Below are 22,205 nucleotides of genomic sequence, written 5' to 3'. Positions count from 1 at the left end.
TCAACCCGTCTTCGGTGGAACGAGCTGGAGGTAGATCGCGCTCATCACGAAGTTGACGACGAACAGCAGCATGAAGCTGATGACCACGGACTCGTTCACGGCGTCGCCGACGCCCTTCGGGCCACCTGCGGCGTTCATGCCCTTGTACGACGCGACGATGGCCGCGATGAGACCGAAGACCAGTGCCTTGGCCATGCCCTGCCAGAGGTCGGGTAGCTGTGCGAGCGCGGTGAAGCTCGCTAAATAGGCCCCTGGCGTGCCGTCTTGCAGCACGACGTTGAAGACGTAGCCACCGGCGACACCGACGACACTCACGAGGCCGTTGAGGAAGAACGCGACGAGCATGCAGGCCAGCACGCGGGGCACGACCAGGCGCTGGATGGGGTCGATGCCGAGCACCATCATCGCGTCGAGCTCTTCGCGGATCTTGCGGGCGCCGAGGTCGGCGGCGATGGCCGAGCCGCCCGCGCCGGCGATCAGGAGCGAGGTGGCGATCGGTCCCGCCTCGCGTACGACGGCGAGCACGGCCGCGGAGCCGGTGAACGACTGCGCGCCGAACTGCTTGATCAGGCCGCCGACCTGGAGCGCGATGACCGCACCGAACGGGATTGCCACCAGGGCGGTCGGGACGATCGTCACCGACGCGATGAACCACGCCTGCTGGAGGAACTCGCGCAGCTGGAAGGGCCGCCTGAAGAGTCCGCGGCCGACGTCGAGACCGAAGGCGAACAGCTTGCCGGCGGTCCCGATGGGCGCAAGGACGCGCGAGGAGGTCATGGAGGACATGTGTGGATCAGGCCCCCGCCGTCAGGCCGGCGTTGGTGCTCTCGAACGAGCCGGGAGGGGGCGTCACGTTGTTGTCGCGGCACCACCCGCCGGGCTCACGCTGGCTGCGCCGCGGGATGCCGTTGGACGGCTCGAGCTGCATCGGGATCGGCGGGAGCGGCGGCATCTCGAAGCCCTTCTCGGCTTCTAGCTCGTCGGCGTCCTTCTCCTCGGACATGCCGATCGGGCCGACCGTCTGGGCGTTGAGGAACTGGCGGACGACCGGCTCCTCCGACGACAGCAGCATCTCGCGCGGGCCGAACATGGCCAGGTGCTTGTGGTAGAGCAGGCCGATGTTGTCGGGCACCGTACGGGCGGTGTTGATGTCGTGGGTGACGATCAGGAACGTCGCGTCGATCTGCGCGTTGAGGTCGATGAACAGTTGGTTGATGAACGACGTGCGCACCGGGTCGAGGCCGGAGTCGGGCTCGTCGATCAGCAGGATCTCGGGGTCCAGCACCAGGGCCCGGGCCAGGCCGGCGCGCTTGCGCATGCCGCCCGAGATCTCGCCGGGCAGCTTGTCCTCGGCGCCGAGCAGGCCGACGAGGTCCATCTTCTCCATGACTACGTCGCGGACCTCGGACTCCGACTTGCGGGTGTGCTCACGCAGCGGGAAGGCGACGTTGTCGTAAAGGTTCATCGAGCCGAACATGGCGCCGTCCTGGAAGAGCACGCCGAACAGCTTGCGGATCTCGTAGAGCTCCTTCTCGGGGCAGCTCGCGATGTCGGTGCCCTCGATGAGGATGGAGCCCTTGTCGGGCTTGAGCAGGCCGATCAGGGTCTTCAGGAACACCGACTTCCCGGTGCCGGAGGGGCCGAGCATGACCGAGACCTCGCCCGCGGGGATGTTCAGCGTGACGTCGCCCCAGATGAGCTGCTTGCCGAACGACTTCGTGAGGCCGTCGACCTTGATCTCAACGCCCATGGCGTCAAACTCCCTCTCGACTCGAGCGTCGGCGTACGACGCTGCCGTGGCACAGCGCACCCACGCCGATCCCTTGCCGAGTCAACGTGGGTGTCGCCGCGAGGTTACGCGGGATCAGGCTCCCGGTGTTGCTTACGACACACTGCGGCACTCCACGAAACAGAGGTTCTACTCGAAAGTAGCTCTTTTGCTCCGGTCAGCCGGCGCGCCGCCGCCGGATCTCCGCGTTGACGGCCGGCACGATCTCGTGGAGGTCACCGATCACCGCGTAGGTCGCCTTGGTGACCATGGGTGCGTCGGGGTCGGAGTTGATCGCCAGGATGTTCTTCGCACTGCTGCACCCGGCCCAGTGCTGGATCGCGCCGCTGATGCCGCACGGGATGTAGAGGTCGGGCGAGATCCGGCTGCCCGTCTGCCCTACCTGCTCGTGGTGCGGCCGCCAGCCCAGCGAGGTGACCACCCGCGAGACGCCCAGGGACGCGTCGAGCAGGTCGGCCAGGTCGAGCAGGTCGTCGAAGCCGGCGGCGCTGCCTGCGCCACGTCCGGCACCGACCACGACGCGCGCTGACTTGAGGCCACCGGACAGGTCCGGCTCGGGCTCCTCGAAGGAGACCACCCGGGCCACCAGGTCGGCATCAGCCACGTCCGGGATGTGCTCGACCGGGGTCGCCGCGGCCGCGGTCTCGGCCGGCACGGCTTCCACCGCGTGACCGGCGATCGTGAACACCGTCGGGCGTTCGGACAGCTGCATCTCCTCCAGCACCTGTCCACCGACCACCTGCCGGGTGACCACGAACGGCGACAGCCCACCGAACGACAGCACGTTGGCGGCCATCGCAACTCCGGCGCGCGCCGCCAGGTGCGCGAGCACCTCACCGCCGCGTGGGGTCCCGGCCGCCGTCACCACGACCGAGCGGGTCGCTGTGAGCACGGTCTCGATCCCGGACGCCCACGCTGCGCCCGAGAACGTGGCGAAGGCCTCGCCGGACAACAGGTGCACGTCACGGACGCCGTACGCCGCGAGCTGCGCCTGCAGGTCGGGGGACATCTCGCCGACGACGACCGCGTCGATCGGCACCCCGCCCCCGGCGCCTGCGAGCGAACGGGCGAACGTGAGCGCCTCCAGCGACACCTCGACGGGAGCGCCGGAGAGATCCTTCTCGACCAGCACGAGGATCATCGGGCCAGCACCCCCAGCCGCTCGAGGAGATCGACCACGACGGGCGCGGCGTCTGGACCCTTGCCGAGGATCTGTACGTCGCTCGGCGCCGGCGGTGGCAAGGACAGCCGGACACGCCGGGGGCCGGACGGCTCGGCCGAGGGGGTGCGCTCCTCGATCGGGACCTTCTTCGCCTTCATGCGCCCGGGGACGGTGGGGTACCTCGGCTCCACGCCGCCCTCGAGCACCGTGACCACGGCCGGCAGCGGCACGCGGTAGGTCTCGTGCCCGTCGGGCCCGGCGCCGCTCGCCGTCACGACTCCGTCGGCCACCGACACGTTCGTGACCCCGTTGACGACGGGCCGGCCCAGCTCGTAGGCCAGCCGGATGCCGACCTGGAAGTCGCCGCTGTCGGCGGCGTCGTTGCCGAGGAGCACGAGGTCGTGCGTGCGGCCAGCGGCCTCGTGGTCGCGCACGACCGCCGCTATCTCGCGGGCCACGTCGGCCGGGCCGAAACCCTGCGAATCGGCCACGACATGGGTGGCCGACGTACAGCCGACGGCCAGCGCCGAGCGCAGTTGCTCGGTCGCGTCCGCGTCACCGAGCGTGAGGACGGTCGCCTCCCCCGCATCGGCCGACGCCACCTGTACGGCGAGCTCGACGGCGCACTGCTCGTGGGCGCTCATCGTGAAGCCGGCGAAGCGGCCGTCGACGGACTGCCCGTCGTCGGTCAGCACGACCTCGCTGGTCGAGTCGGGGACCCGCTTCACGCAGACGAGGACCGACACCATCATCGGATCCGCTCATTGGTCGGGTCGAGCAGGGGCGTGGCGTCGACCGAGCCGACGGTCACGGGGTAGAGCTCCTCCATGTACGACACCGCCAGCTGGTTGCCGAGGACCGCCTGGTCCGCGGGCAGGTAGGCGAGCAGCACGTGCTTGCCCAGCGTGGGCGCCGACCCTGCCGAGGTGACGTAGGGGTGGTGGCCGTGGCCGTCGGTGAGAACCCCGCCGTCCCGGGTCAGGACCGGCTCGCCACCGAGCATGTAGCGCATGGTGCCGTCGGCCGAGGTGTGGTCGTCGACGGTGAGGGTGCAGAGCACCGTGGCGGGCTCCCGCTCGCGCTGCGCGAGGTAGGCCTCCTTGCCGACGAAGTCCGCCTGCTTCACCTTAGGCCGCTGCATCCCGGCCTCGATGATCGTCCGCTCACCGTCGAGCTCGAACCCGTAGGCGCGGTAGCCCTTCTCGATCCGGCCGGTCGTGCCGTAGACGCCGATGCCGGCCGGCACGGCACCATGCGGGGCTCCCGCTTCGAGCAGCACCTCCCACACGTCGGCGGCCGAGTCCATCGGCACGTACAGCTCCCAGCCCAGCTCGCCGACGTAGGAGATTCGGGATGCCAGGACGGCCTCGCCCTTGACCTGGATCTCGCGGCAAGACAGGAACCCGAAGCCGGCGTCGGAGACGTCGTCGGCGGTGAGCGCCGAGAGGATGTCGCGCGCTCGGGGACCCCAGATGCCGATCGTGGAGACGTCGTTGGTCACGTCGGACAAGGTCGTTTCTCCGTCCGCCGGCAGCTGGTCGGAGAACGTCTTGCGGTCGGCCATCCCGTGCGCGCCACCGGTGACGACGCGGAAGTGGTCGTCGCCGAGCCGCATCACGGTGAGATCGGACAGGAACCCGCCCTTCGCGTCGAGCACCGGGGTGTAGATGACCTTGCCCACCGCCACGTCGCACTGGGCCACGCAGGTGCGCTGCACCGTGTCGAGCGCGCCCGGCCCGGTGATGTCGAGGATCTGGAAGGCGCTCAGGTCGATCACGGCCGCTGCCTCGCGCATGCGCAGGTGCTCGGCGTTGATGATCGGGCTCCACCAGCGCGAGTCCCACTCGTGCCCGCGCGGCATGACGGCGTCGCCGTACTGCTCCAGCAACCCGGCATTGGACTCGTACCAGTGCGGCCGCTCCCAGCCCGCCGTCTCGAAGAACACCGCGCCGAGCTTCTGCTGGGACGCGTGCATCGGGGCGAGGCGCTGGTCTCGGTCCGACTCGTACTGCTCGGCCGGGTGGACGATGCCGTAGGTCTTGATGAACGACTCGGTGGTGCGCAGGCGGGTGTGCTCGCGACGCATCTGGTGCGGGTGGAACCGGGCGATGTCGCTGTGGTGCACGTCGATCTCGGAGTGGCCGTGCGTCATCCACTCGGCGACGGCCCGGCCGACGCCCGGTCCTTCCTTGATCCAGACAGCGGCCGCGGTCCACAGTCCCTTGACCGGGCTCTCGCCGAGGATCGGGTTGCCGTCACAGGTCAGCGACAGCAGGCCGTTGATGGCGTAGCGCATCTCCGCACCCTCGGCGCCGAGCAACTCGGGCATCAGCTCGTAGGCCTGCTCGAGCTGCGGGTCGAAGTCGTCCTCGGTGAACGGCATCTCGGTCGGGGAGAGCCTGGCCTGCTCGATCGAGGGGATGTCCTCGGGCTCGTGCAGGATCGCGCGGTGGGCGTAGGAGCCGACTTCCATGTCGGCGCCGTGCTGGCGCTCGTAGCAGAACGTGTCCATGTCGCGGACGATCGGAAAATTGATCTCGCCGGTGATCTCTCCGTGTTCTCCGGCCAGCTGCGGGCACGGGCCGACGCTGATCATCTGGTGCACGGCGGGGGTCAGCGGGATGCTGATGCCGGCCATGTCGCCGAGCTTGGGGCTCCAGACGCCGGCCGCGATGACGACGGTGCCGGCCTCGATGTCGCCGCCCGTCGTACGCACCCGGGTGATGCGGCGCTGTGCGTGCGGGCCGTCCTCGGTGTCGAGGCCGACGACCTCGACGGTGGGTACGACGGTCAGCTCGCCGGTCGCCAGCGCCCGCTCACGCATGATCGTGCCGGCGCGCAGCGAGTCGACCACGCCGACGCCTGGGGTCCAGAAGGCGCCGATGAACTGGTCGGCCTCGATGAACGGCACCTTCTCCTTGACGAACGCAGGAGTGACCAGCTCGGACTCGATGCCCCACGCCTTCGCGCTCGACATGCGCCGGCGCAGCTCCTCCATGCGCTCCTCGGTCCGGGCGATCTCGAAGCCGCCCGACTGGGTGAACACACCCATCTCCTGGTACTGCCGCACCGAGTCGAGGGTCAGGTCGGTGATCTCGCGGGAGTGGTCGACGGTGAAGATGAAGTTGGAGGCGTGCCCGGTGGACCCACCCGGGTTGGGCAGCGGCCCCTTGTCGATCTGGACGACGTTCTTCCACCCCAGCCGGGTGAGGTGGTCGACGAGGCTGTTGCCGACGATGCCGGCGCCGATGACGACGACATCTGCGGTGGTGGGGACCTGGGCCATGGCTTGCCTCCTGTTGCGTGATGCGCAACACGTTGCGCTATATGAAACAACTCAAATGTACGCCGACGTCCCCGGCCACTGTCAAGGAGACCGGGGACGCGCACGCAGTTGCGCAGGCACGGGCCGCTCAGGATCAGCATGAACGGCCCGGCGACCAGGATCACCAGGGCCTTCAGGAGTGGCGTTGGCCCGGCCAGGGCATCCCGTCCGGGCCAAGGACCAGTCGCGATCAGGACATCCAGGCGTCGACCTTGTCCGGGTTCTCCTCGACCCACTTCGCGGCGGCGTCCGCGGGCTCCATGCCGTCCTCGGAGATGTACTTCGCCACGAGGTTCTGGTCGTCGTTGGTCCACTCGAAGCCCTTGACCAGGTCGACGGCCGCCGAACCCTCATCCATCCACTCGGTGGAGACGACCTTCTTCAGCACGGTCTCTGGGTAGTCACAGGACACCTTGGCCGGGTCGTCCTGGCACCCCTCCTCGTAGGGAGGAAGCTTGACTTGCGCCAGCGGGAGGTCGGCGAACAGCCACTGCGGCGCGTAGAAGTAGCCGATCAGGAACTCCTTGTTCTTCTCCGCCTGCTGGAAGGCCGTGATGCTGGCTGCCTCGCTGCCGGAGAAGACGACCTTGAAGTCGAGGTCGAGGTTGCTGACGATCGCCTCGTCGAACTGGACGTACGACGGGTCGGCCCCGAGGAACTGGCCCTTGCCGCCCGACTCGGATGTGGCGAACTGGTCGGCGTACTTGTTGAGGTTCTTGTAGTCGAGGATGTCGGGGTACTTGTCCGCGAGCCACGGCGGGACGTACCAGCCGATGATTCCTACGTTGCCCGTCGGTCCCATGTCGGTGGCACTACCGTCACCGGATTCCATGAACTTCTTCTCCAGGTCTGGGTGGCCCCAGTCCTCCATGACCACGTCGACCTCGCCGGTCCCGAACCCCTGCCAGGAGACGTCCTCCTTGAGGTTCTTGTAGTTGACCTTGCAGCCGAGCTGCTCCTGCGCGATCTGGCCCACGACGTAGGCGTCGGCCTCGAAGCCGACCCATGGATTGACCGCCAGGTTCAGCTCGCCACAGTCACCGGTCTCCGCCGCCTGGCTCTTGTTGGCCGACGTCTCGTCGTCGATCGTGCTCCCGCCACAGCCCGCGAGCGCAAGCGCCACGCACGCCGCAACCGAGAGGAGGCCCCCGGCCCGTTTCTTTGAGTGTCGCAATTTCTTCTCCTTGGTTGGTGGTGCGTGTTCGGTGCAGTCTGTTGGAGATCGCAGGCGCTCACCTGGCGGCCTTCCACCACGGGCGCTTCGTCGGGTCCTTGGTGGCCTTGTCCTCGTGCGCCGACGCGCGTGCGATCCGGTCGATCATGATCCCCAGCAGCACGATGCTGAGACCGCCCGCCGCCCCCTTCCCCCACTCCTCCGAGCGGGAGAAACCGAGTACGACGTCGTAGCCGAGCGCTCCGGCGCCGACCAGGCCGCCGATGACCACCATCGCCAGGACGTAGAGCAGTCCCTGGTTAGCGGCGAGCACGATCGACCCTCGGGACATCGGCAGCTGGACCTTGGTGATCTCCTGCCAGGTGGTGCAGCCCGTCGAGCGGGAGGCCTCGAGGGTGGTGGGCGCGACCGCCTTGACACCGTCCGCGACGAGCTTGATGGCCACCGGGGCGGCGTAGACGACACCCGCGACGATCGCGGTGAACCGCGACGGACCGAAAAGGGCGAGCACCGGGATCAGGTAGACGAACGGCGGGATGGTCTGCCCGGCGTCCAGCAAGGGCCGCAGCAGCAGGTCGACGGACTTGCGCCGAGCCATCCACACCCCGAAGACCAGCGCCAGGACCATCACGAGCAGCGTGCCGACCAGGGTCATGTTGAGGGTGATCATCGTGTCGTGCCACAGGCCGAACAGCCGGACGCCCGCCAGGCAGATCACCGTCGGCACCATCGCGCGCCAGCCACCGAAAACGGCGGCCAGGGCCAGGATGCCCGCAGCGGCAAGCCACCAGGGCGACTCCGCCATCAGCGACTGGAGGGGGTTCAGCAGTCCCTCCGTGATCGCGTCGGCCACGCCCTGCGTCACACCACCGAACGTGTCGGTGAACCAGGTGAAGAAGCGGTCCACCTGGTCGGAGACGCGCGGGCCCCAGGACGTCTCGGGGAACTTGGCTGCCGACGGGTAGTAGCGCGAGGCCCAGATCGCGACGAGGACTCCGGCGCCGGCCACGGCAAGCATGATCCGCCTCAGCCGGGCGTCCCCGCCGCCACGGGCGAGCAGCTCGGCGCGCTCGCTGGCCGCGGTCGTGGTGCGGTCGAGCATCACGGCCATCACCACGATCAGCATGCCCGGCACGAAGGCCCCGCCGACGTCGTTCTTGATCAGCGCGGAGAGCACCGGCTGGCCGAGCCCGGGACCGTCGACGAAGGAGGCGATCGTCGCCATCGAGAGCGCCGCCATGATGGTCTGGTTGAGCCCGACCACGATGGTCGCGCGTGCCATCGGAAGCTGCACCTTGGTCAACCGCTGCCTGCTGGTCTGGCCCGCGGAGTCGGTGGCCTCGATGGTGGTCGCCGACACCGAGCGGATGCCGTAGCCAGCGATCCGGATGATCGGGGGCAGCGCGTAGATCAGGGTGCACACCACCGCTGCCGAGGCACCGATGCCGAAGAACAGCACGATCGGCAGCAGGTACACGAACGTCGGCAGCGTCTGCATGATGTCGAGCACGGTGTTGATGGCCGAGGTCACGGTCCTGCCGGCAGTCCCGAGCAGTACGGCGAGCGGCATCCCGATCAGCACCGCGATCACGACCGCGACGAACGTGATGATCAGCAGGTCGATCGCGTCGCTCCAGAAGCCGAAGACGCCGAACGAGACGAACGACAATGCGACGAGGATCGCGATCCGCCAGCCAGCCAGGGCGGCGCCGACCCAGGTGGCGATCGCGGTCACGCCCAGCCACCCGATCTGCGGCACCGGTCGTGGGAAGTCGGGGATCGAGACCATCCGCTGGAGCCAGTCGACGACCGAGACGAACCACTCGCCCAGGTTGTACGTGAACTGGATGAGCGGGTTGGTGTCGCGGCTGGCCAGCACGGAGTCGCGGAACCCCGTCAGCGAGTCCTGGAGATCGGTGTGCTCGCGGACCGGGAGCTCCAGGGTGTGCTCGCCCTTGGTGAAGGACCACATGACCAGCCACGCGCCCACGACGCCGAGCGCCCAGGCCCAGCGGGGGATGCCGCGGCCTTTGACGGCGGGCGGCTCCTCGCGTTTTGGATCGGCGGGCCGGGGAGGTGCGAGCGTTGCGGTCATCCCCTCGCCTCCTCCTCGGCCACCACGACCCGCAGGATCGCGTCGTCGTCGACGATGCCCACGAGCACGCCGTCGTCGACCACCCGCACCGGATGGTCCGAGGCGAGCGCGGCCTGGGCGGCACGACGTACGACGGTGTCGGAGGTCATCACCGGACCCTCGGAGGAGTCGTCGGGCCGGGGCTCGCGCATGACCCACTTGAGAGTAAGCACGTGCGAGCGGGGCACCTCGGAGGTGAAGTCACGCACGTAGTCGTCAGCGGGGGCGCCCACGACCTCGTCCGGTGCGCCGATCTGGACGACCTCGCCGTCCCGCATGATCAGGATCCGGTCACCGAGCTTGAGCGCCTCCTGCAGGTCGTGGGTGACGAAGACCATGGTCTTGCCGAGCTCGTGGTGCAGGCGGATGACCTCGTTCTGCATGTCGCGGCGGATCAGCGGGTCGAGCGCCGAGAACGGCTCGTCGAACAACAAGATGTTGGGGTCTCCGGCAAGGGCCCGGGCCAGGCCGACCCGCTGCTGCATGCCACCGGACAGCTGGTCGGGGTAGGAGCGCTCGTATCCGTCGAGGCCGACCAGCTCGATGATCTCCGTGGCCTTGGCCCGGCGCTCCTTCTTGCCCATCCCCCGGATCTCCAGCCCGTAGCCGACGTTGTCGATCACCTGTCGGTGCGGGAGGAGGCCGAAGTGCTGGAACACCATGGACACCTGGTTGCGGCGCAGGTCGCGCAGCTCGCTCTCCGAGGCATGCGTGACGTCCTGATCGCCGATGTCGACCGTGCCCGAGGTCGGTTCGATCAGGCGGGTCAGGCAGCGCACCAGGGTGGACTTGCCGGAGCCCGACAGGCCCATCACGACGAAGACCTCGCCGGGCGCGACGTCGAAGGACACGTCCTTGACCCCCACGACGCAGCCGGTCTTCTTCTTCAGGTCGGCTCGCGACAGATCGGCATCGGGCGTACCGATCACCTTGTCGGCGCGGGGTCCGAAGATCTTCCACAGGTTGCGTACCGACAGCGCGGCGTCGGTGCTCGCCGGGACCACGGGCGACTGCTGGTCGGTGATGGCACTCATGGGTTCTCCTCGTGGTCGGCGAAGGCGTTGCGGCGGTCGCCGGGCGGATGGAGCGGGGTGCCGTCGCGATAGCGGTAGTAGGGCACGTCCGCCGGCGGGAGCGGGGTGTTGCCGGCGATGAGATCGGCGGCCTTCTCGGCCACCATCATCACCGGCGCGTAGATGTTGCCGTTCGGAACGTACGGGAAGACCGACGCGTCGACGACGCGTAACCCCTGGGTCCCGTGCACACCCATGGTGGTCGGGTCGACGACCGCCATGTCGTCGACGCCCATCTTGGCGGTGCAGGACGGGTGCAGGGCGGTCTCGGCATCGGCTCGGACCCAGTCGAGGATCTCCTCGTCGGTCTCGACCGTTGGCCCCGGCGACAGCTCGCCGGCGTTGTACTGCGTGAACGCCGGCTGGTTGAGGATGTGGCGGGCAACGCGGACCGCCTCGACCCACTCCTTCTTGTCGGTCGGCGTCGAGAGGTAGTTGAACTGGATGGACGGGTGCACCTTCGGGTCCCGCGACCTGATCCGGACCCAACCCCTCGTGTCGGCGTACATCGGGCCGATGTGCACCTGGTAGCCGTGCCCCTCGGTCGGCGCGGTGCCGTCGTACCGGATGGCGACGGGCAGGAAGTGGAACATCAGGTTCGGGTAGTCGACCTCGTCGTTGCTGCGGGCGAAACCGCCACCCTCGAAGTGGTTGGTGGCGCCGAGGCCGCGGCGGTGGAACAGCCACTGGTAGGCGATACCGGGACGCGCGCGCCAGCGGAGGCCGGGCGCGATCGAGACGGGCTGCTTGGAGGCGTACTGGATGTAGACCTCGAGGTGGTCCTGGAGGTTCTCGCCCACACCAGGCAGGTGGTGGACCAGGTCGACGCCCTGCTGCCGGAGCAGCGACTCGTCACCGACACCGGAGAGCTGGAGCAGCTGGGGACTGTTGATGGCACCGCCGCACAGGATCACCTGACCGGCGTCGACCGTCCGGCGCAGCCGGCCACCGCGCAGGTAGTCGACGCCAACCGCGCGCTTGCCCCGGAACCGCACCTTGGTCGCCGTCGCCATCGTCTCGACCCTGAGGTTCTTGCGGTCGCGGACCGGGTGCAGGTAGGCGCGGGCGGCGGAGAGCCGGCGGCCACGGTGGACGTTACGGTCGAACCTCGCGAACCCCTCCTGCCGGTAGCCGTTGACGTCGTCGGTCAGCGGGTAGCCAGCCTCCTGCGCAGCCTGGAAGAACGCGCCGAAGAGCGGGTTGGTGGCCGGCCCCCGCTCGAGCACCAGCGGTCCGTCACCACCGCGCCAGTCGTCGGGGGCGGGCGTGCCGTTGTCCAGGAGCCGGGTCTCCATCCGCTTGAAGTACGGCAGGCAGTGGAGGTAGTCCCACTCCTTCATCCCTGGGTCGGCGCCCCAACGCTCGTAGTCGAGCGGGTTGCCGCGCTGGAAGATCATCCCGTTGATGCTCGACGAGCCGCCGAGGATCTTGCCGCGGGCGTGGGACACCCTGCGTCCGTTCATGTGCGGCTCGGGGTCGGTCTCGTACTTCCAGTCGTAGAGCCGGTTCCCGATCGGGATCGGCAGCGCCGCCGGCATGTGGATGAACGGGTCGATCCGGTGGTCGGAGCGTCCGGCCTCCAGGACCAGGACGCTCGTGCCCGGGTCGGCAGAGAGCCGGTTGGCCAGCGCGCACCCTGCCGAGCCACCCCCCACGATGACGACGTCGTACCGGTCCGCGCTCATGTCTACGTCCTACTCCTCGAACCAGTGCTGCACGGCCGGGCGGATGTTGTGCCAGACGTGCTTGGTCTCGCGGTACTCGTCGAGCCCCGCCGCCCCGAGCTCTCGTCCGATCCCGGACTGCTTGTAGCCGCCCCACTCCGCCTGGGGCACGTACGGGTGGTAGTCGTTGATCCAGACCGTGCCCATCCGCAGCCTGTGTGCCACCCGCTGCCCCTTGCCGGCGTCCTGGGTCCAGACCGCACCCGCCAGGCCGTAGATGCTGTCGTTGGCGATGGCCACAGCGTCGTCCTCGTCGCGGAACGTCTCGATGGTCAGCACCGGGCCGAACGACTCGTCCTGGGTCACCGACATCGAGCTCGTGCAGCTGTCGAGGATCGTAGGCAGGTAGTAGAAGCCGTCGGCCAGACCGGGATCGGCCGGCCGCGATCCACCACATCGGAGTACGGCGCCTTCGGCGAGGCCGCGGGCGACGTAGGCCTCGACCTTCTCGCGGTGCGCGGCGCTGGTGAGCGGGCCAGTCTCGGCCTTGTCGTCGAAGGGTCCGCCGAGCCGGATGCGTTCCGCCCGGGCGACGAGGGCGTCGACGAACTCGTCGTGAATCGACTCCTCGACGAGGAGCCGGGCCCCCGCCGAGCACACCTGGCCGGAGTGGAGGAAGACCGCGGTCAGCGCGAAGTCGAGGGCGACCTCGAGGTCGGCATCGGCGAAGACGACGTTCGGGTTCTTGCCACCGAGCTCCAGCGCCACCTTCTTCACCGTCGCCGCGGCGGCCGCCATGATGTTGCGTCCGGTCTGGAGGCCACCGGTGAACGACACCAGGTCGACGCGCGGGTCCGTGGACAGCGGCGCACCCGCAGTGGCACCTGCCCCGAGGACCAGGTTGCCGACGCCCGCTGGCAGGCCGGCCTCCTCGAGCAGCCGCATCAGATGGATGGCGGAGTGAGGCGTGAGCTCGCTCGGCTTGAGCACGAACGTGCTGCCGGCGGCCAGGCACGGCGCGACCTTCCACGAGACCTGGAGGAGGGGGTAGTTCCACGGGGTGATCAGGCCGCAGACGCCGACCGGCTCGTGGACGATCCGGCTAACGACGTCGGGGTTTCCCGTGTCGACGACCCGCCCGGCCTCCTCGGCTGCCACCCGGCCGTAGTGGCGGAAGACCGAGACCACGTCGGCGACGTCGTACTCGCTCTCGACGAGTCGCTTCCCGGTGTCCAGCGACTCCATCCGTGCGACCTGGTCGGTGTCGCGCTCGAGCAGGTCGGCGACCCTCAACAGAAGGTCGCCGCGCCCGCGGCTCGAGGTGGCCGGCCAGCTGCCCTCATGGAACGCGCGATGGGCGGCCCCGATCGCCGCCTCGGTGTCCTCGGCGTCGGCTTCGTCGACCTGCGCGACGAGCGTGCCGTCGGCCGGGCAGCGGATCTCGCGGCGCGCTGAGGCGCGTGCGCTCGTCCACGCACCGTCGAGGTAGAGCTCAGGCACAGCAGACTCACTCTCCGCATCCCCACTGTTGCGTATGTCGCAACCGGAATGCTGTCAGCGCAACCAGACCGAACATTCTGAGGATGCTGTCAGGCCACCCTCACGTCAAGGGGATACGGACCGGCGTGACCTAACGTTGACCCCAGCCCAGCCTATGAGAGACCTCGGCGGCGGCCTCCATGAGCAACTCCACCACCTCGTCCACGCGATCTTGGGGCAGTCGGAACGACGGACCGGAGACGCTCATCGACGCCACCACGTCACCGTGCGCGTTGCGGATCGGGGCGGCGACAGCGGTGAGTCCGATCTCCAGCTCGTCGACGGCGACGGCGTAGCCGCGCTCCCTGACCCGGTCGAGCTCCTCGCGCAGCCTGGGCCGGCGGGTGATGGTGTGCGGGGTGTACGTCGACAGCTTGCCGAGCACCGCATCGAGCGCGGCGTCGTCCAGACCACTGAGCAGCACCTTGCCGTTGCTCGTGGCGTGCAGGGGGATGTGCTGCCCGACCCAGTTGTGCGGCTGGAGCGCCGACGAGCCGGCGGTCTGGTCGAGATAGAGAGCGGAGCTCTCCGAAAGCACGGCCACGTTCACGGTCTCACCGGTGTCGGCCGCGAGCTTGCGGCAGATCGGCCGGGCTTCCTGCACCAGGTCGAGGCGTGCAGTCGTGGCGCCCGCGAGGCGCAGGATGCCCACGCCCAACCGGTAGCGGCCACGCTCGGTCGTCTGCTCGACGAGGCGGTGGGCCTCGAGCGTCGCCATCAGCCGGAAGGCGGTGCTCTTGTGGACGCCGAGCTCCGCGGCGATCTCGGTGACCCCGGCCTCGCCGAACCGCGCGAGGACCTCGAGAATGGCCAGGGCCCGGTCGACCGACTGGACGCCGGCGCCGGTGACGGCGCTCGACTCGGCACGGGTCGGATCGACCTCGGCCATCTTGGTCATGGCGCGAGACTAGCGTATGCACTGTTGCGTATCGCAGACTGCGTTCCGCTGAGCGCAACGTCGCACCTCGTCCTCGACCCACCGCACACAGGAGCATTCATGGCGCAGTCCTCGATCGGATCCGGTCCGGCCACTGCGCCGGCCGGCGACTTCGTACTCATCCTCTCGTGCCCCGACCAGCCGGGCATCGTGCACGCCGTCTCCGGCTTCCTGGTTGCGCACGGCGGCAACATCGTGGAGAGCCAGCAGTACGGCGACAGGCTCACGCGCCGCTTCTTCATGCGGATCGACTTCGAGATCGCCGAAGCTGCGTCGGCCGACCACCTGCGCGACGAGTTCACCTCCGTGGCCACGCGTTTCGGCATGGATTTCGAGCTGTGGGGCGCGAAGGCGCCGTACAAGACGCTGATCATGGTGTCCAAGCAGCTGCACTGCCTCAACGACCTGCTGTTCCGGGCCAGCACCGGATCGCTGCAGATCGAGACCACGGCGGTCGTGTCGAACCATCCCGACGCCGGGCCGCTCGCCCGCTCCTACGGCATCGACTTCCATCACGTCCCGGTCACGCCGGAGACCAAGGCCGATGCGGAGAAGCGCCTCATGGAGCTAGTGGACGACACCGGAGCCCACCTGGTGGTGCTGGCGCGCTACATGCAGGTACTCTCCGACGACCTGTGCCGCCAGCTCTCCGGCCGCGCGATCAACATCCACCACTCGTTCCTGCCCAGCTTCAAGGGCGCGCGCCCCTACCACCAGGCCTTCGACCGGGGCGTGAAGCTCGTCGGCGCCACGGCTCACTACGTCACCGGCGACCTCGACGAGGGCCCGATCATCGAGCAGGACGTGCTCCGCGTCGACCACAACTACGACCAGAACCAGCTGGTCTCCGCAGGCCGGGACGTCGAGGCGCAGGTGCTGTCGCGCGCGGTCCGCTGGCACTGCGAGTCGCGGGTGCTGCTCAACGGAGACAGGACCGTCGTCTTCCGCTGAGAGTCGGCGACGGCACACACCATCGAGAGAGGTCGACCAGCATGCTGTCGGACATCGAGATCGCCAATGCAGCCGTCCTGCAACCGATCAGGGACGTGGCCGCCGCGACCCTCGGGATCCCCGAGGAGCACCTGGTGCCGTACGGCCACTACAAAGCGAAGGTCGACCTGACCTACCTGACGTCCCTCGCCGACCGGCCGCTCGGCCGGCTAGTCCTGGTCACTGCGATGTCCCCCACTCCGCCCGGCGAGGGCAAGACCACCACCACGGTCGGCCTCACCGACGCCCTGCACGGCCTGGGCCACCGCACCGTCGCCTGCCTGCGCGAGCCGTCGATGGGACCGGTGTTCGGTATGAAGGGTGGCGCGGCCGGTGGCGGCTACAGCCAGGTGGTGCCGATGACCGAGATCAACCTGCACTTCACCGGCGACTTCGCGGCCATCGCCGCCGCCAACAACCTGCTCTCCGCACTGATCGACAACCACGTCCACCACGGCAACGAGCTCGACATCGACGTACGCAGCGTGACCTGGAAGCGGGTGCTCGACACCAACGACCGCGCCCTGCGCGAGGTGGTCGTCGGCATGGGCGGCCACGCGAACGGGTTCCCCCGCGAGGACGGTTTCGACATCGTCGTGGCCTCGGAGCTGATGGCGATCTTCTGTCTCACCGAGTCGTGGGGAGACCTGAAGCGACGGATCGGCGACATCGTCTTCGGCTACACGCGGGCGATGACGCCGGTGACGGCACGCGAGCTCGGCGCCGACGGCGCGATGGCGGCCCTGCTGCGCGATGCCCTCGCGCCAAACCTGGTGCAGACCCTCGAGGGCGCGCCGGCGTTCGTCCACGGCGGGCCGTTCGCGAACATCGCGCACGGGTGCAGCTCGGTGTCGGCCACGCGCGCCGGACTGCGGCTGGCCGACCTCGTGGTGACCGAGGCCGGGTTCGGTGCCGATCTCGGCGCGGAGAAGTTCGTCGACATCAAGTGCCGGAAGTCGGGCCTGCGTCCCGACGTCGCGGTGGTGGTGGCGACGGTGCGGGCCCTGAAGTACCACGGCGGCGTCGCGTTGGCCGACCTCGGAGCCGAGGACCTCGGAGCGGTCGAGGCGGGGATGGTGAACCTGCGACGGCACCTGGACAACGTGCGCGGCGTGTACGGCATCCCGTGCGTCGTCGCGGTCAACCGTTTCCCGACCGACACCGACGCCGAGGTGGCCAGAGTGGTCGAGCTGGTGGCGGCCGAAGGTGTCGAGGCCGTCCCGGCGACCCACTTCGCCGACGGCGGGACAGGTGCCCAGGACCTGGCGAAGGGCGTGCTCGCGGCGCTCGACGAGCCGTCGCCGTACACCTTCTCGTTCACCTACGACGACGAGCTGTCCCTCACCGCGAAGGTGGAGGCGATCGCGACAAAGTTGTACGGCGCGGGCCTGGTGACGTGGGACGCCAAGGCGAGGCGGCGGCTGCTGCGCATCGAGCGCGACGGGTACGGCACCCTGCCGGTGTGCGTGGCGAAGACGCAGTACTCCTTCTCGACCGACCCGACGTCGCTGGGCGCTCCCTCCGGGCACGAGCTGCACGTGCGTGAGGTCCGGCTGTCGGCCGGCGCCGGCTTCGTCGTCATGGTGTGCGGCGACATGATGACGATGCCCGGGCTGCCCCAGAACCCGTCTGCGTCCCGCATCGACCTGACCGACGACGGCACAGTCCTCGGTCTCTCCTGACCGCCTAGGGTGGCCACATGACGGACTGGACGTTGGGTCACCGCTTCCAGAGCTCTCAGGGAGAGGTCGCCTGGGACAGGTTCGGGGCGGGGCCACCGGTGGTGCTGCTGCACGGAACCCCGTTCTCGTCGTACGTGTGGCGTGACATTGCGCCGGCACTGTCGGTGCACCGCACGGTCTACGTATGGGACATGGTCGGTTACGGCGCCTCTGAGAAGCGGTCCGGCCAGGACGTCTCGCTGGCCACCCAGGGCGAGCTGTTCGCCGCGCTGCTCGGGCACTGGGAGCTCGACGCCCCGGCCGTGGTGGCACACGACTTCGGCGGTGCCGTGGCCCTTCGGGCGCACCTGCTGCACGGTGCGAGCTACGAGCGCCTCGCCCTGGTCGACGCCGTCACGCACGGGCCGTGGGGCACCGGGCTCTTCAGGCTCGCCCGCGACCACGAGGAGGTCTTCGCGCAACTGCCGGCCGCCGTGCACGAGGGTCTGGTGCGTGGCTACGTCGGCACCGCCAGCCATCGCGGCCTGACCGAAGAGACGCTGTCGGCCTATGTCGCTCCGTGGCTCGGCACCGAGGGCCAACCCGCCCTCTATCGCCAGATGGCGCAGGGCGACCAGCGCTTCACCGACGAGCTGGAGCACAGGTACGCCGAGGTGACCATTCCCACGCTCGTGTGCTGGGGCACTGAGGACACCTGGCTCCCGCCAGCCAAGGGCGAGCAGCTCGCGGCCGCCCTCCCCACCGCCGAGCTGCACTGGCTCGAGGGCGCGGGGCATCTCGTTCAGGAGGATGCCCCGGCGCAGCTCTCCGCGCGGCTGACCGAGTTCCTCAGTCGCCGAGCTCGGCCCGCCGACGGATGACGTACTCCTCGAGCTCCTGTCGAACGGCGTCGTCCAGCGCCGGCTGCTCGTACTCCACCAGCTTCTTCTGGTAGATCTCGGCGGCCCGGTCGTTGGCGTCCTTGCCCCCGTTGCGCATCCACTTCTCGTAGTTGTCCGACGACGACAGCAGCGGTCGGTAGAAGCAGGTGCGGAACCGCTCCATGGTGTGCGCGGCGCCCAGGAAGTGGCCGCCGTGGCCAACCTCCTCGTGCGCACCGAACGCCATCGAGGCCTCGTCGATCTCGAGCGGCGTGAACTCGGCCTGCATCATCTGCAGCAGCTCGATGTCGACGATGAACTTCTCGTAGCCGGCGACCAGGCCACCTTCGAGCCAGCCGGCCGAGTGCATCACCCAGTTGGCCCCTGCGAGAAACGTCGGCATCAACGTCATCAGCGCCTCGTAGCCCGCCTGGGCGTCGGCTACCTGTGATGACGTGAGCCCCCCGCCGGTGCGGAACGGCAGGCCGAAGTGGCGGGCGATCTGGCCGGTGCAGAGCAGGCCGATTCCCGACTCCGGAGTGCCGAACGTCGGCGAGCCCGACTGCATGTCGATGTTCGAGAGGAACGATCCGAAGATCACCGGGCAGCCCGGGCGGATCAGCTGCGAGAGGGCGATCCCCGACAACGCCTCGACGATCTGCTGCACCAGCGCGGCGGGGATGGTCACCGGCGACATCGCGCCCATCAGGATGAACGGGGTGAGCACGACGGGCTGGCCGGCGCTGGAGTACTCGAACTGGGCCTCGAGCATCCGGTCGTCCCAGCGCAGCGGGGAGTTGCAGTTGATCAGCGAGATCGAGACCGGCGTCTCCTCGATCGCCTCGCGGGAGCCGAAGAGGATCTCGCCCATCCGGATGGTGTCAGCGGCGTTGACACCCGACACGACGTTGCCCATGTAGATCTTGTCGGTCAGCGTCTGGAGCGCGTAGGTCATGTCGAGGTGCCGGCTGTCGAGCGGGGTGTCGTTGGGCTCGCAGATCACGCCGCCCGCGGAGTCCAGCACCGGGAAGCTCTGGGCCAGCTTCGTGAAGTTCCTGAAGTCGTCCATCGTGGCGTCGCGGCGCACCTCGCCCTGCCGGACGAACGGCGGCCCGTAGACCGCACCGAAGGCCATCGAGTCGCCCCCGATGTGGATGGTGTTGTCGGGGTTGCGGGCCTGTACGTCGAACTCTCGCGGCGCCTTCGCCACCTGCTCGAGCACGAAGTCGGGGTCGAGGAAGACCGTGTTGTCCTCCACGCGCTGGCCGGCCTTGCGGAACAGCTCGAGTGCGCGGTCGTCCAAGAACTCGACGCCGATCTCGGTCATCAGCTTGCGCCAGCCCCGGTCCAGGGTCGCCATCGCATCCTCGGACAGCACCTCGTAGCGCGGCATCGCGTTGCGGAACACGGTTCCTCCTGATCTGCCGGGGTGCTTGACCGCTGACCCCGACGGCTTCTAACCTCATGATGTGGGAACAAGGTTCCACATCATGGAACTCGAGGGAACCCCCAACACCCGAGGAGTCGTCGTGAGCGACCCGGCCACCGGCCAGCTGAGTGGTGGAGCCAGCGGCACGCGCGCGGTCGACCGCGCAGCCGACCTGGTCGCCACGGTCGTCCGTGCCGACGAGCCGATGACCTTCGCCGACCTCCAGGACGCGAGCGGTCTCGCGAAGTCGACGACCTCCCGGATGCTCACCGCGCTCGAGCGCTCGGGCCTGCTCGAGCGCGATGTCACCGGCTCCTACGTCGCAGGTCGGCTGTTCTGGCTGTACGCCGCCCGGCACGACCCGTGGGAGGAGCTGGTCCGGCTGGCCCGCCCGACCATGGAGGAGATCGGCGACGACACCGGCGAGACCGTGCACCTGAGCGTCACCCGCGGCGACCGCGTCGTACAAGTCGCGCAGGTCGACTCGCGCTACCTGCTCGGCACCCGCGACTGGACCGAGGTCGACGTGCCCGCGCACTGCTCGGCGCTCGGCAAGGTCTTCTTCGCCTGGGGTGCGCTGCCGATCCCGCCAGGTCCGCTCGATGCGCCGACCGAGGCGACCATCGCCACTCCCGCGCTGCTGCGCCGCGACGGCGTACGCATCCGCGAACGCGGCTGGGCGCTCACGATCGACGAGCTCGAGATCGGGCTCACCGGTGTCGCCGTACCCCTGTTCGGGATCCACGGCGACACCATCGCCGCGCTCGGCGTCTCCGGGCCGACACCACGACTGGAGGAGCGGCTCGACGAGCTCGGCCGCAGCCTGCTGGACCATGCCGCGCAGCTCACGACCCTGCTGCGCGGGACGACAAACAAGGAGGAGGTGGTCGCATGACTCCCGAGGAGATCCTGCAAGGCCTGTACGACGAGACGCTGGTCGGCAACGCCCCCCGCGTCCTCGAGCTGACCAACGAGGGACTCACGCTCGACATGGAGCCGCAGACGCTTCTCTTCGACGCGCTGATCCCCTCGCTCGAGGAGGTCGGCGCGCGCTTCGAGCGCGGCGACTTCTTCGTCCCCGAGATGCTCATCGCCGGCCGCGCGATGGCCGGCGCGATGGAACGTCTCCGGCCGCTCCTCGCGGAGACCGGCGTGCAGACCGTTGGCAAGTTCCTGATGGGCACCGTCAAGGGCGACGTCCACGACATCGGCAAGAACCTCGTCAACATCATGCTCGAGGGCGCCGGCTTCGAGGTCATCGACCTGGGCGTGCAGGTGGCGCCCGAGAAGTTCGTGGCAGCCATCGAGGAGCACCGGCCCGACATCGTCGGCTTCTCGGCGTTCCTCACCACCACGATGCCGATGTTCAAGGCCAACATGAACGCCCTCGAGAAGGCCGGCATCCGCAACGAAGTGATCGTGATGGTCGGCGGCGCACCCGTCACCCAGGAGTACGCCGACGCGGTCGGTGCCGACGGCTATGCCGCCGATGCCTCGCAGACCGTACGACGCGCGAAGGCCCTGCTCCAGGACAAGCGCGCGAAGATCCCAGCATGAGCGCTCCCCGCCTCCAGACCGTGCTGCGCTCGGCCACCCAGCAGGTCGTCATCGGGCACGACAACCGCTTCTGCCTGATCGGCGAGCGCATCAACCCGACCGGCCGCCGGATCTTCCAGGAGCAGTTGCGCGCAGGCGACCTGTCCGCGATCGAACGCGACGTGAAGGCCCAGGTCGAGGGCGGCGCCGACGTGCTCGACATCAACATGGGCGTGCCGCTGACCGACGAGGCCGACCTGCTGGCCAAGGCGATCGTCATGGTCCAGGAGCTCTCCGACAAGCCGATCTGCATCGACTCCTCGGTGGTGGAGGCGCTCGAGGCCGGGCTCTCGGTCTACCAGGGCCGGGCGCTGGTCAACTCGATCACCGCCGAGGACGAGCGGATGGCGCAGATCCTCCCGCTGGTCAAGAAGTACGACGCCGCGATCATCGCGCTGCCCAACGATGCCGACGAGATCCCGATGGAGGTCGAGAAGCGGATCTTGCTGACGCGCAAGATCATCGAGGTCGCCACGAAGGAGTACGGCATCGCGGCAGCCGACATCGTCATCGACCCGCTGGCCATGCCGATCGGCGCCGACCAGGAGGTCGTCAACACGACCCTGGAGACGATGCGCCGGATCCGCGAGGAGTTCGGCGTCAACATGACGTGCGGGGCCTCCAACGTGTCCTTCGGGATGCCGGCCCGGCACGCGCTCGGTGCGGCCTTCTTGCCGATGGCGATGACCGCCGGCCTCACGAGCGCGATCATGGACACCCGGACCCCCGAGATCGTCGAGGCCGTGAAGGCCGCCGACCTGTTGCTCGGCCACGACGAGTGGGGCGGCGCATGGATCGCCGCCCACCGGGCGCGGCAGGCGAAGGTAGCGGCAGCCGCCCAGTGAGCAGCT

18 protein-coding genes are annotated in these 22,205 nt (G+C 68.9%); 6 read left to right on the top strand and 12 right to left on the bottom strand.

Features of this window, described 5'->3' with window-relative positions; genetic code table 11:
* The 11 genes from H4Q84_RS17150 to H4Q84_RS17100 form a co-directional block, all read right to left on the bottom strand.
* On the bottom strand, positions 1 to 786 hold the full coding sequence (locus H4Q84_RS17150) for an ABC transporter permease (RefSeq protein ID WP_248580292.1): 786 nt from the start codon (positions 784 to 786) through the stop codon (positions 1 to 3).
* Positions 787 to 793: 7 nt separating this feature from the next.
* Positions 794 to 1,750: an ABC transporter ATP-binding protein gene (locus H4Q84_RS17145; RefSeq protein ID WP_248580291.1), complete on the bottom strand. Its 957-nt coding sequence runs from the start codon at positions 1,748 to 1,750 to the stop codon at positions 794 to 796.
* Between the two features lie 196 nt (positions 1,751 to 1,946).
* A complete protein-coding gene (locus tag H4Q84_RS17140) occupies positions 1,947 to 2,930 on the bottom strand; it encodes an FAD-binding protein (protein ID WP_248580290.1) in 984 nt (327 codons plus the stop codon).
* Positions 2,927 to 3,703, bottom strand: a complete 777-nt coding sequence (locus H4Q84_RS17135) for a hypothetical protein (RefSeq protein WP_248580289.1) — start codon at positions 3,701 to 3,703, stop codon at positions 2,927 to 2,929. The genes H4Q84_RS17140 and H4Q84_RS17135 overlap by 4 nt, the downstream gene beginning before the upstream one ends.
* Complete coding sequence (locus tag H4Q84_RS17130; RefSeq protein ID WP_248580288.1) at positions 3,700 to 6,237, bottom strand: FAD-dependent oxidoreductase; 2,538 nt, start codon at positions 6,235 to 6,237, stop codon at positions 3,700 to 3,702. The genes H4Q84_RS17135 and H4Q84_RS17130 overlap by 4 nt, the downstream gene beginning before the upstream one ends.
* A 229-nt stretch (positions 6,238 to 6,466) precedes the next feature.
* The gene (locus H4Q84_RS17125; protein WP_248580287.1) at positions 6,467 to 7,450 is read right to left on the bottom strand and encodes an ABC transporter substrate-binding protein; all 984 of its coding nucleotides are present in this window, start codon (positions 7,448 to 7,450) and stop codon (positions 6,467 to 6,469) included.
* 58 nt (positions 7,451 to 7,508) lie between these two features.
* Positions 7,509 to 9,545, bottom strand: coding sequence for an ABC transporter permease subunit (locus H4Q84_RS17120; protein WP_248580286.1), 2,037 nt, complete (start codon positions 9,543 to 9,545; stop codon positions 7,509 to 7,511).
* On the bottom strand, positions 9,542 to 10,618 hold the full coding sequence (locus tag H4Q84_RS17115) for a betaine/proline/choline family ABC transporter ATP-binding protein (protein ID WP_248580285.1): 1,077 nt from the start codon (positions 10,616 to 10,618) through the stop codon (positions 9,542 to 9,544). Before H4Q84_RS17115 ends, H4Q84_RS17120 begins: the two co-directional genes overlap by 4 nt.
* Positions 10,615 to 12,342 (bottom strand): choline dehydrogenase, encoded by a 1,728-nt coding sequence (gene betA, locus H4Q84_RS17110; RefSeq protein WP_248580284.1) that lies wholly within the window; start codon positions 12,340 to 12,342, stop codon positions 10,615 to 10,617. The genes H4Q84_RS17115 and betA overlap by 4 nt, the downstream gene beginning before the upstream one ends.
* Positions 12,343 to 12,351: 9 nt before the next feature.
* A complete protein-coding gene (locus H4Q84_RS17105) occupies positions 12,352 to 13,821 on the bottom strand; it encodes an aldehyde dehydrogenase family protein (RefSeq protein ID WP_248580283.1) in 1,470 nt (489 codons plus the stop codon).
* 130 nt (positions 13,822 to 13,951) lie between these two features.
* The gene (locus H4Q84_RS17100) at positions 13,952 to 14,758 is read right to left on the bottom strand and encodes an IclR family transcriptional regulator (RefSeq protein WP_248580282.1); all 807 of its coding nucleotides are present in this window, start codon (positions 14,756 to 14,758) and stop codon (positions 13,952 to 13,954) included.
* Between the two features lie 99 nt (positions 14,759 to 14,857).
* Here H4Q84_RS17100 and purU point away from each other — a divergent pair, with 99 nt between their 5' ends.
* From purU to H4Q84_RS17085, 3 genes are read left to right on the top strand one after another with little or no spacing between them, the layout of a single operon-like run.
* Positions 14,858 to 15,748, top strand: coding sequence for a formyltetrahydrofolate deformylase (purU, locus tag H4Q84_RS17095; protein WP_248580281.1), 891 nt, complete (start codon positions 14,858 to 14,860; stop codon positions 15,746 to 15,748).
* Between the two features lie 41 nt (positions 15,749 to 15,789).
* The gene (locus H4Q84_RS17090) at positions 15,790 to 17,469 is read left to right on the top strand and encodes a formate--tetrahydrofolate ligase (protein ID WP_248580280.1); all 1,680 of its coding nucleotides are present in this window, start codon (positions 15,790 to 15,792) and stop codon (positions 17,467 to 17,469) included.
* Positions 17,470 to 17,486: 17 nt separating this feature from the next.
* Positions 17,487 to 18,329 carry an alpha/beta hydrolase gene (locus tag H4Q84_RS17085; RefSeq protein WP_248580279.1) on the top strand — a complete coding sequence of 281 codons (843 nt, stop codon included), beginning with the start codon at positions 17,487 to 17,489 and terminating at the stop codon, positions 18,327 to 18,329.
* Here H4Q84_RS17085 and H4Q84_RS17080 read toward each other — a convergent pair.
* The gene (locus H4Q84_RS17080) at positions 18,298 to 19,737 is read right to left on the bottom strand and encodes a trimethylamine methyltransferase family protein (RefSeq protein ID WP_248580278.1); all 1,440 of its coding nucleotides are present in this window, start codon (positions 19,735 to 19,737) and stop codon (positions 18,298 to 18,300) included. The two genes, H4Q84_RS17085 and H4Q84_RS17080, sit on opposite strands and share 32 nt — an antisense overlap.
* An 82-nt stretch (positions 19,738 to 19,819) precedes the next feature.
* Here H4Q84_RS17080 and H4Q84_RS17075 point away from each other — a divergent pair, with 82 nt between their 5' ends.
* From H4Q84_RS17075 to H4Q84_RS17065, 3 genes are read left to right on the top strand one after another with little or no spacing between them, the layout of a single operon-like run.
* Positions 19,820 to 20,653 (top strand): IclR family transcriptional regulator, encoded by an 834-nt coding sequence (locus H4Q84_RS17075; RefSeq protein WP_248580277.1) that lies wholly within the window; start codon positions 19,820 to 19,822, stop codon positions 20,651 to 20,653.
* Complete coding sequence (locus H4Q84_RS17070; RefSeq protein ID WP_248580276.1) at positions 20,650 to 21,315, top strand: corrinoid protein; 666 nt, start codon at positions 20,650 to 20,652, stop codon at positions 21,313 to 21,315. Before H4Q84_RS17075 ends, H4Q84_RS17070 begins: the two co-directional genes overlap by 4 nt.
* A complete protein-coding gene (locus H4Q84_RS17065) occupies positions 21,312 to 22,199 on the top strand; it encodes a dihydropteroate synthase (protein WP_248580275.1) in 888 nt (295 codons plus the stop codon). The genes H4Q84_RS17070 and H4Q84_RS17065 overlap by 4 nt, the downstream gene beginning before the upstream one ends.
* Positions 22,200 to 22,205: the final 6 nt, after the last annotated feature.

It is taken from the genome of Nocardioides sp. InS609-2 (assembly GCF_023208195.1).
Lineage (GTDB): Bacteria > Actinomycetota > Actinomycetes > Propionibacteriales > Nocardioidaceae > Nocardioides.
This window is presented reverse-complemented; position numbering and strand designations above follow the sequence as displayed.

What these genes read in the sequence shown, in the direction of transcription:
- H4Q84_RS17150 (WP_248580292.1), bottom strand. Translation starts at nt 786, where the DNA reads ATGTCCTCCATGACCTCCTCGCGCGTCCTTGCGCCCATCGGGACCGCC.
- H4Q84_RS17145 (WP_248580291.1), bottom strand. Translation starts at nt 1,750, where the DNA reads ATGGGCGTTGAGATCAAGGTCGACGGCCTCACGAAGTCGTTCGGCAAG.
- H4Q84_RS17140 (WP_248580290.1), bottom strand. Translation starts at nt 2,930, where the DNA reads ATGATCCTCGTGCTGGTCGAGAAGGATCTCTCCGGCGCTCCCGTCGAG.
- H4Q84_RS17135 (WP_248580289.1), bottom strand. Translation starts at nt 3,703, where the DNA reads ATGATGGTGTCGGTCCTCGTCTGCGTGAAGCGGGTCCCCGACTCGACC.
- H4Q84_RS17130 (WP_248580288.1), bottom strand. Translation starts at nt 6,237, where the DNA reads ATGGCCCAGGTCCCCACCACCGCAGATGTCGTCGTCATCGGCGCCGGC.
- H4Q84_RS17120 (WP_248580286.1), bottom strand. Translation starts at nt 9,545, where the DNA reads ATGACCGCAACGCTCGCACCTCCCCGGCCCGCCGATCCAAAACGCGAG.
- H4Q84_RS17115 (WP_248580285.1), bottom strand. Translation starts at nt 10,618, where the DNA reads ATGAGTGCCATCACCGACCAGCAGTCGCCCGTGGTCCCGGCGAGCACC.
- betA (WP_248580284.1), bottom strand. Translation starts at nt 12,342, where the DNA reads ATGAGCGCGGACCGGTACGACGTCGTCATCGTGGGGGGTGGCTCGGCA.
- H4Q84_RS17100 (WP_248580282.1), bottom strand. Translation starts at nt 14,758, where the DNA reads ATGACCAAGATGGCCGAGGTCGATCCGACCCGTGCCGAGTCGAGCGCC.
- purU (WP_248580281.1), top strand. Translation starts at nt 14,858, where the DNA reads ATGGCGCAGTCCTCGATCGGATCCGGTCCGGCCACTGCGCCGGCCGGC.
- H4Q84_RS17090 (WP_248580280.1), top strand. Translation starts at nt 15,790, where the DNA reads ATGCTGTCGGACATCGAGATCGCCAATGCAGCCGTCCTGCAACCGATC.
- H4Q84_RS17085 (WP_248580279.1), top strand. Translation starts at nt 17,487, where the DNA reads ATGACGGACTGGACGTTGGGTCACCGCTTCCAGAGCTCTCAGGGAGAG.
- H4Q84_RS17075 (WP_248580277.1), top strand. Translation starts at nt 19,820, where the DNA reads ATGGAACTCGAGGGAACCCCCAACACCCGAGGAGTCGTCGTGAGCGAC.
- H4Q84_RS17070 (WP_248580276.1), top strand. Translation starts at nt 20,650, where the DNA reads ATGACTCCCGAGGAGATCCTGCAAGGCCTGTACGACGAGACGCTGGTC.
- H4Q84_RS17065 (WP_248580275.1), top strand. Translation starts at nt 21,312, where the DNA reads ATGAGCGCTCCCCGCCTCCAGACCGTGCTGCGCTCGGCCACCCAGCAG.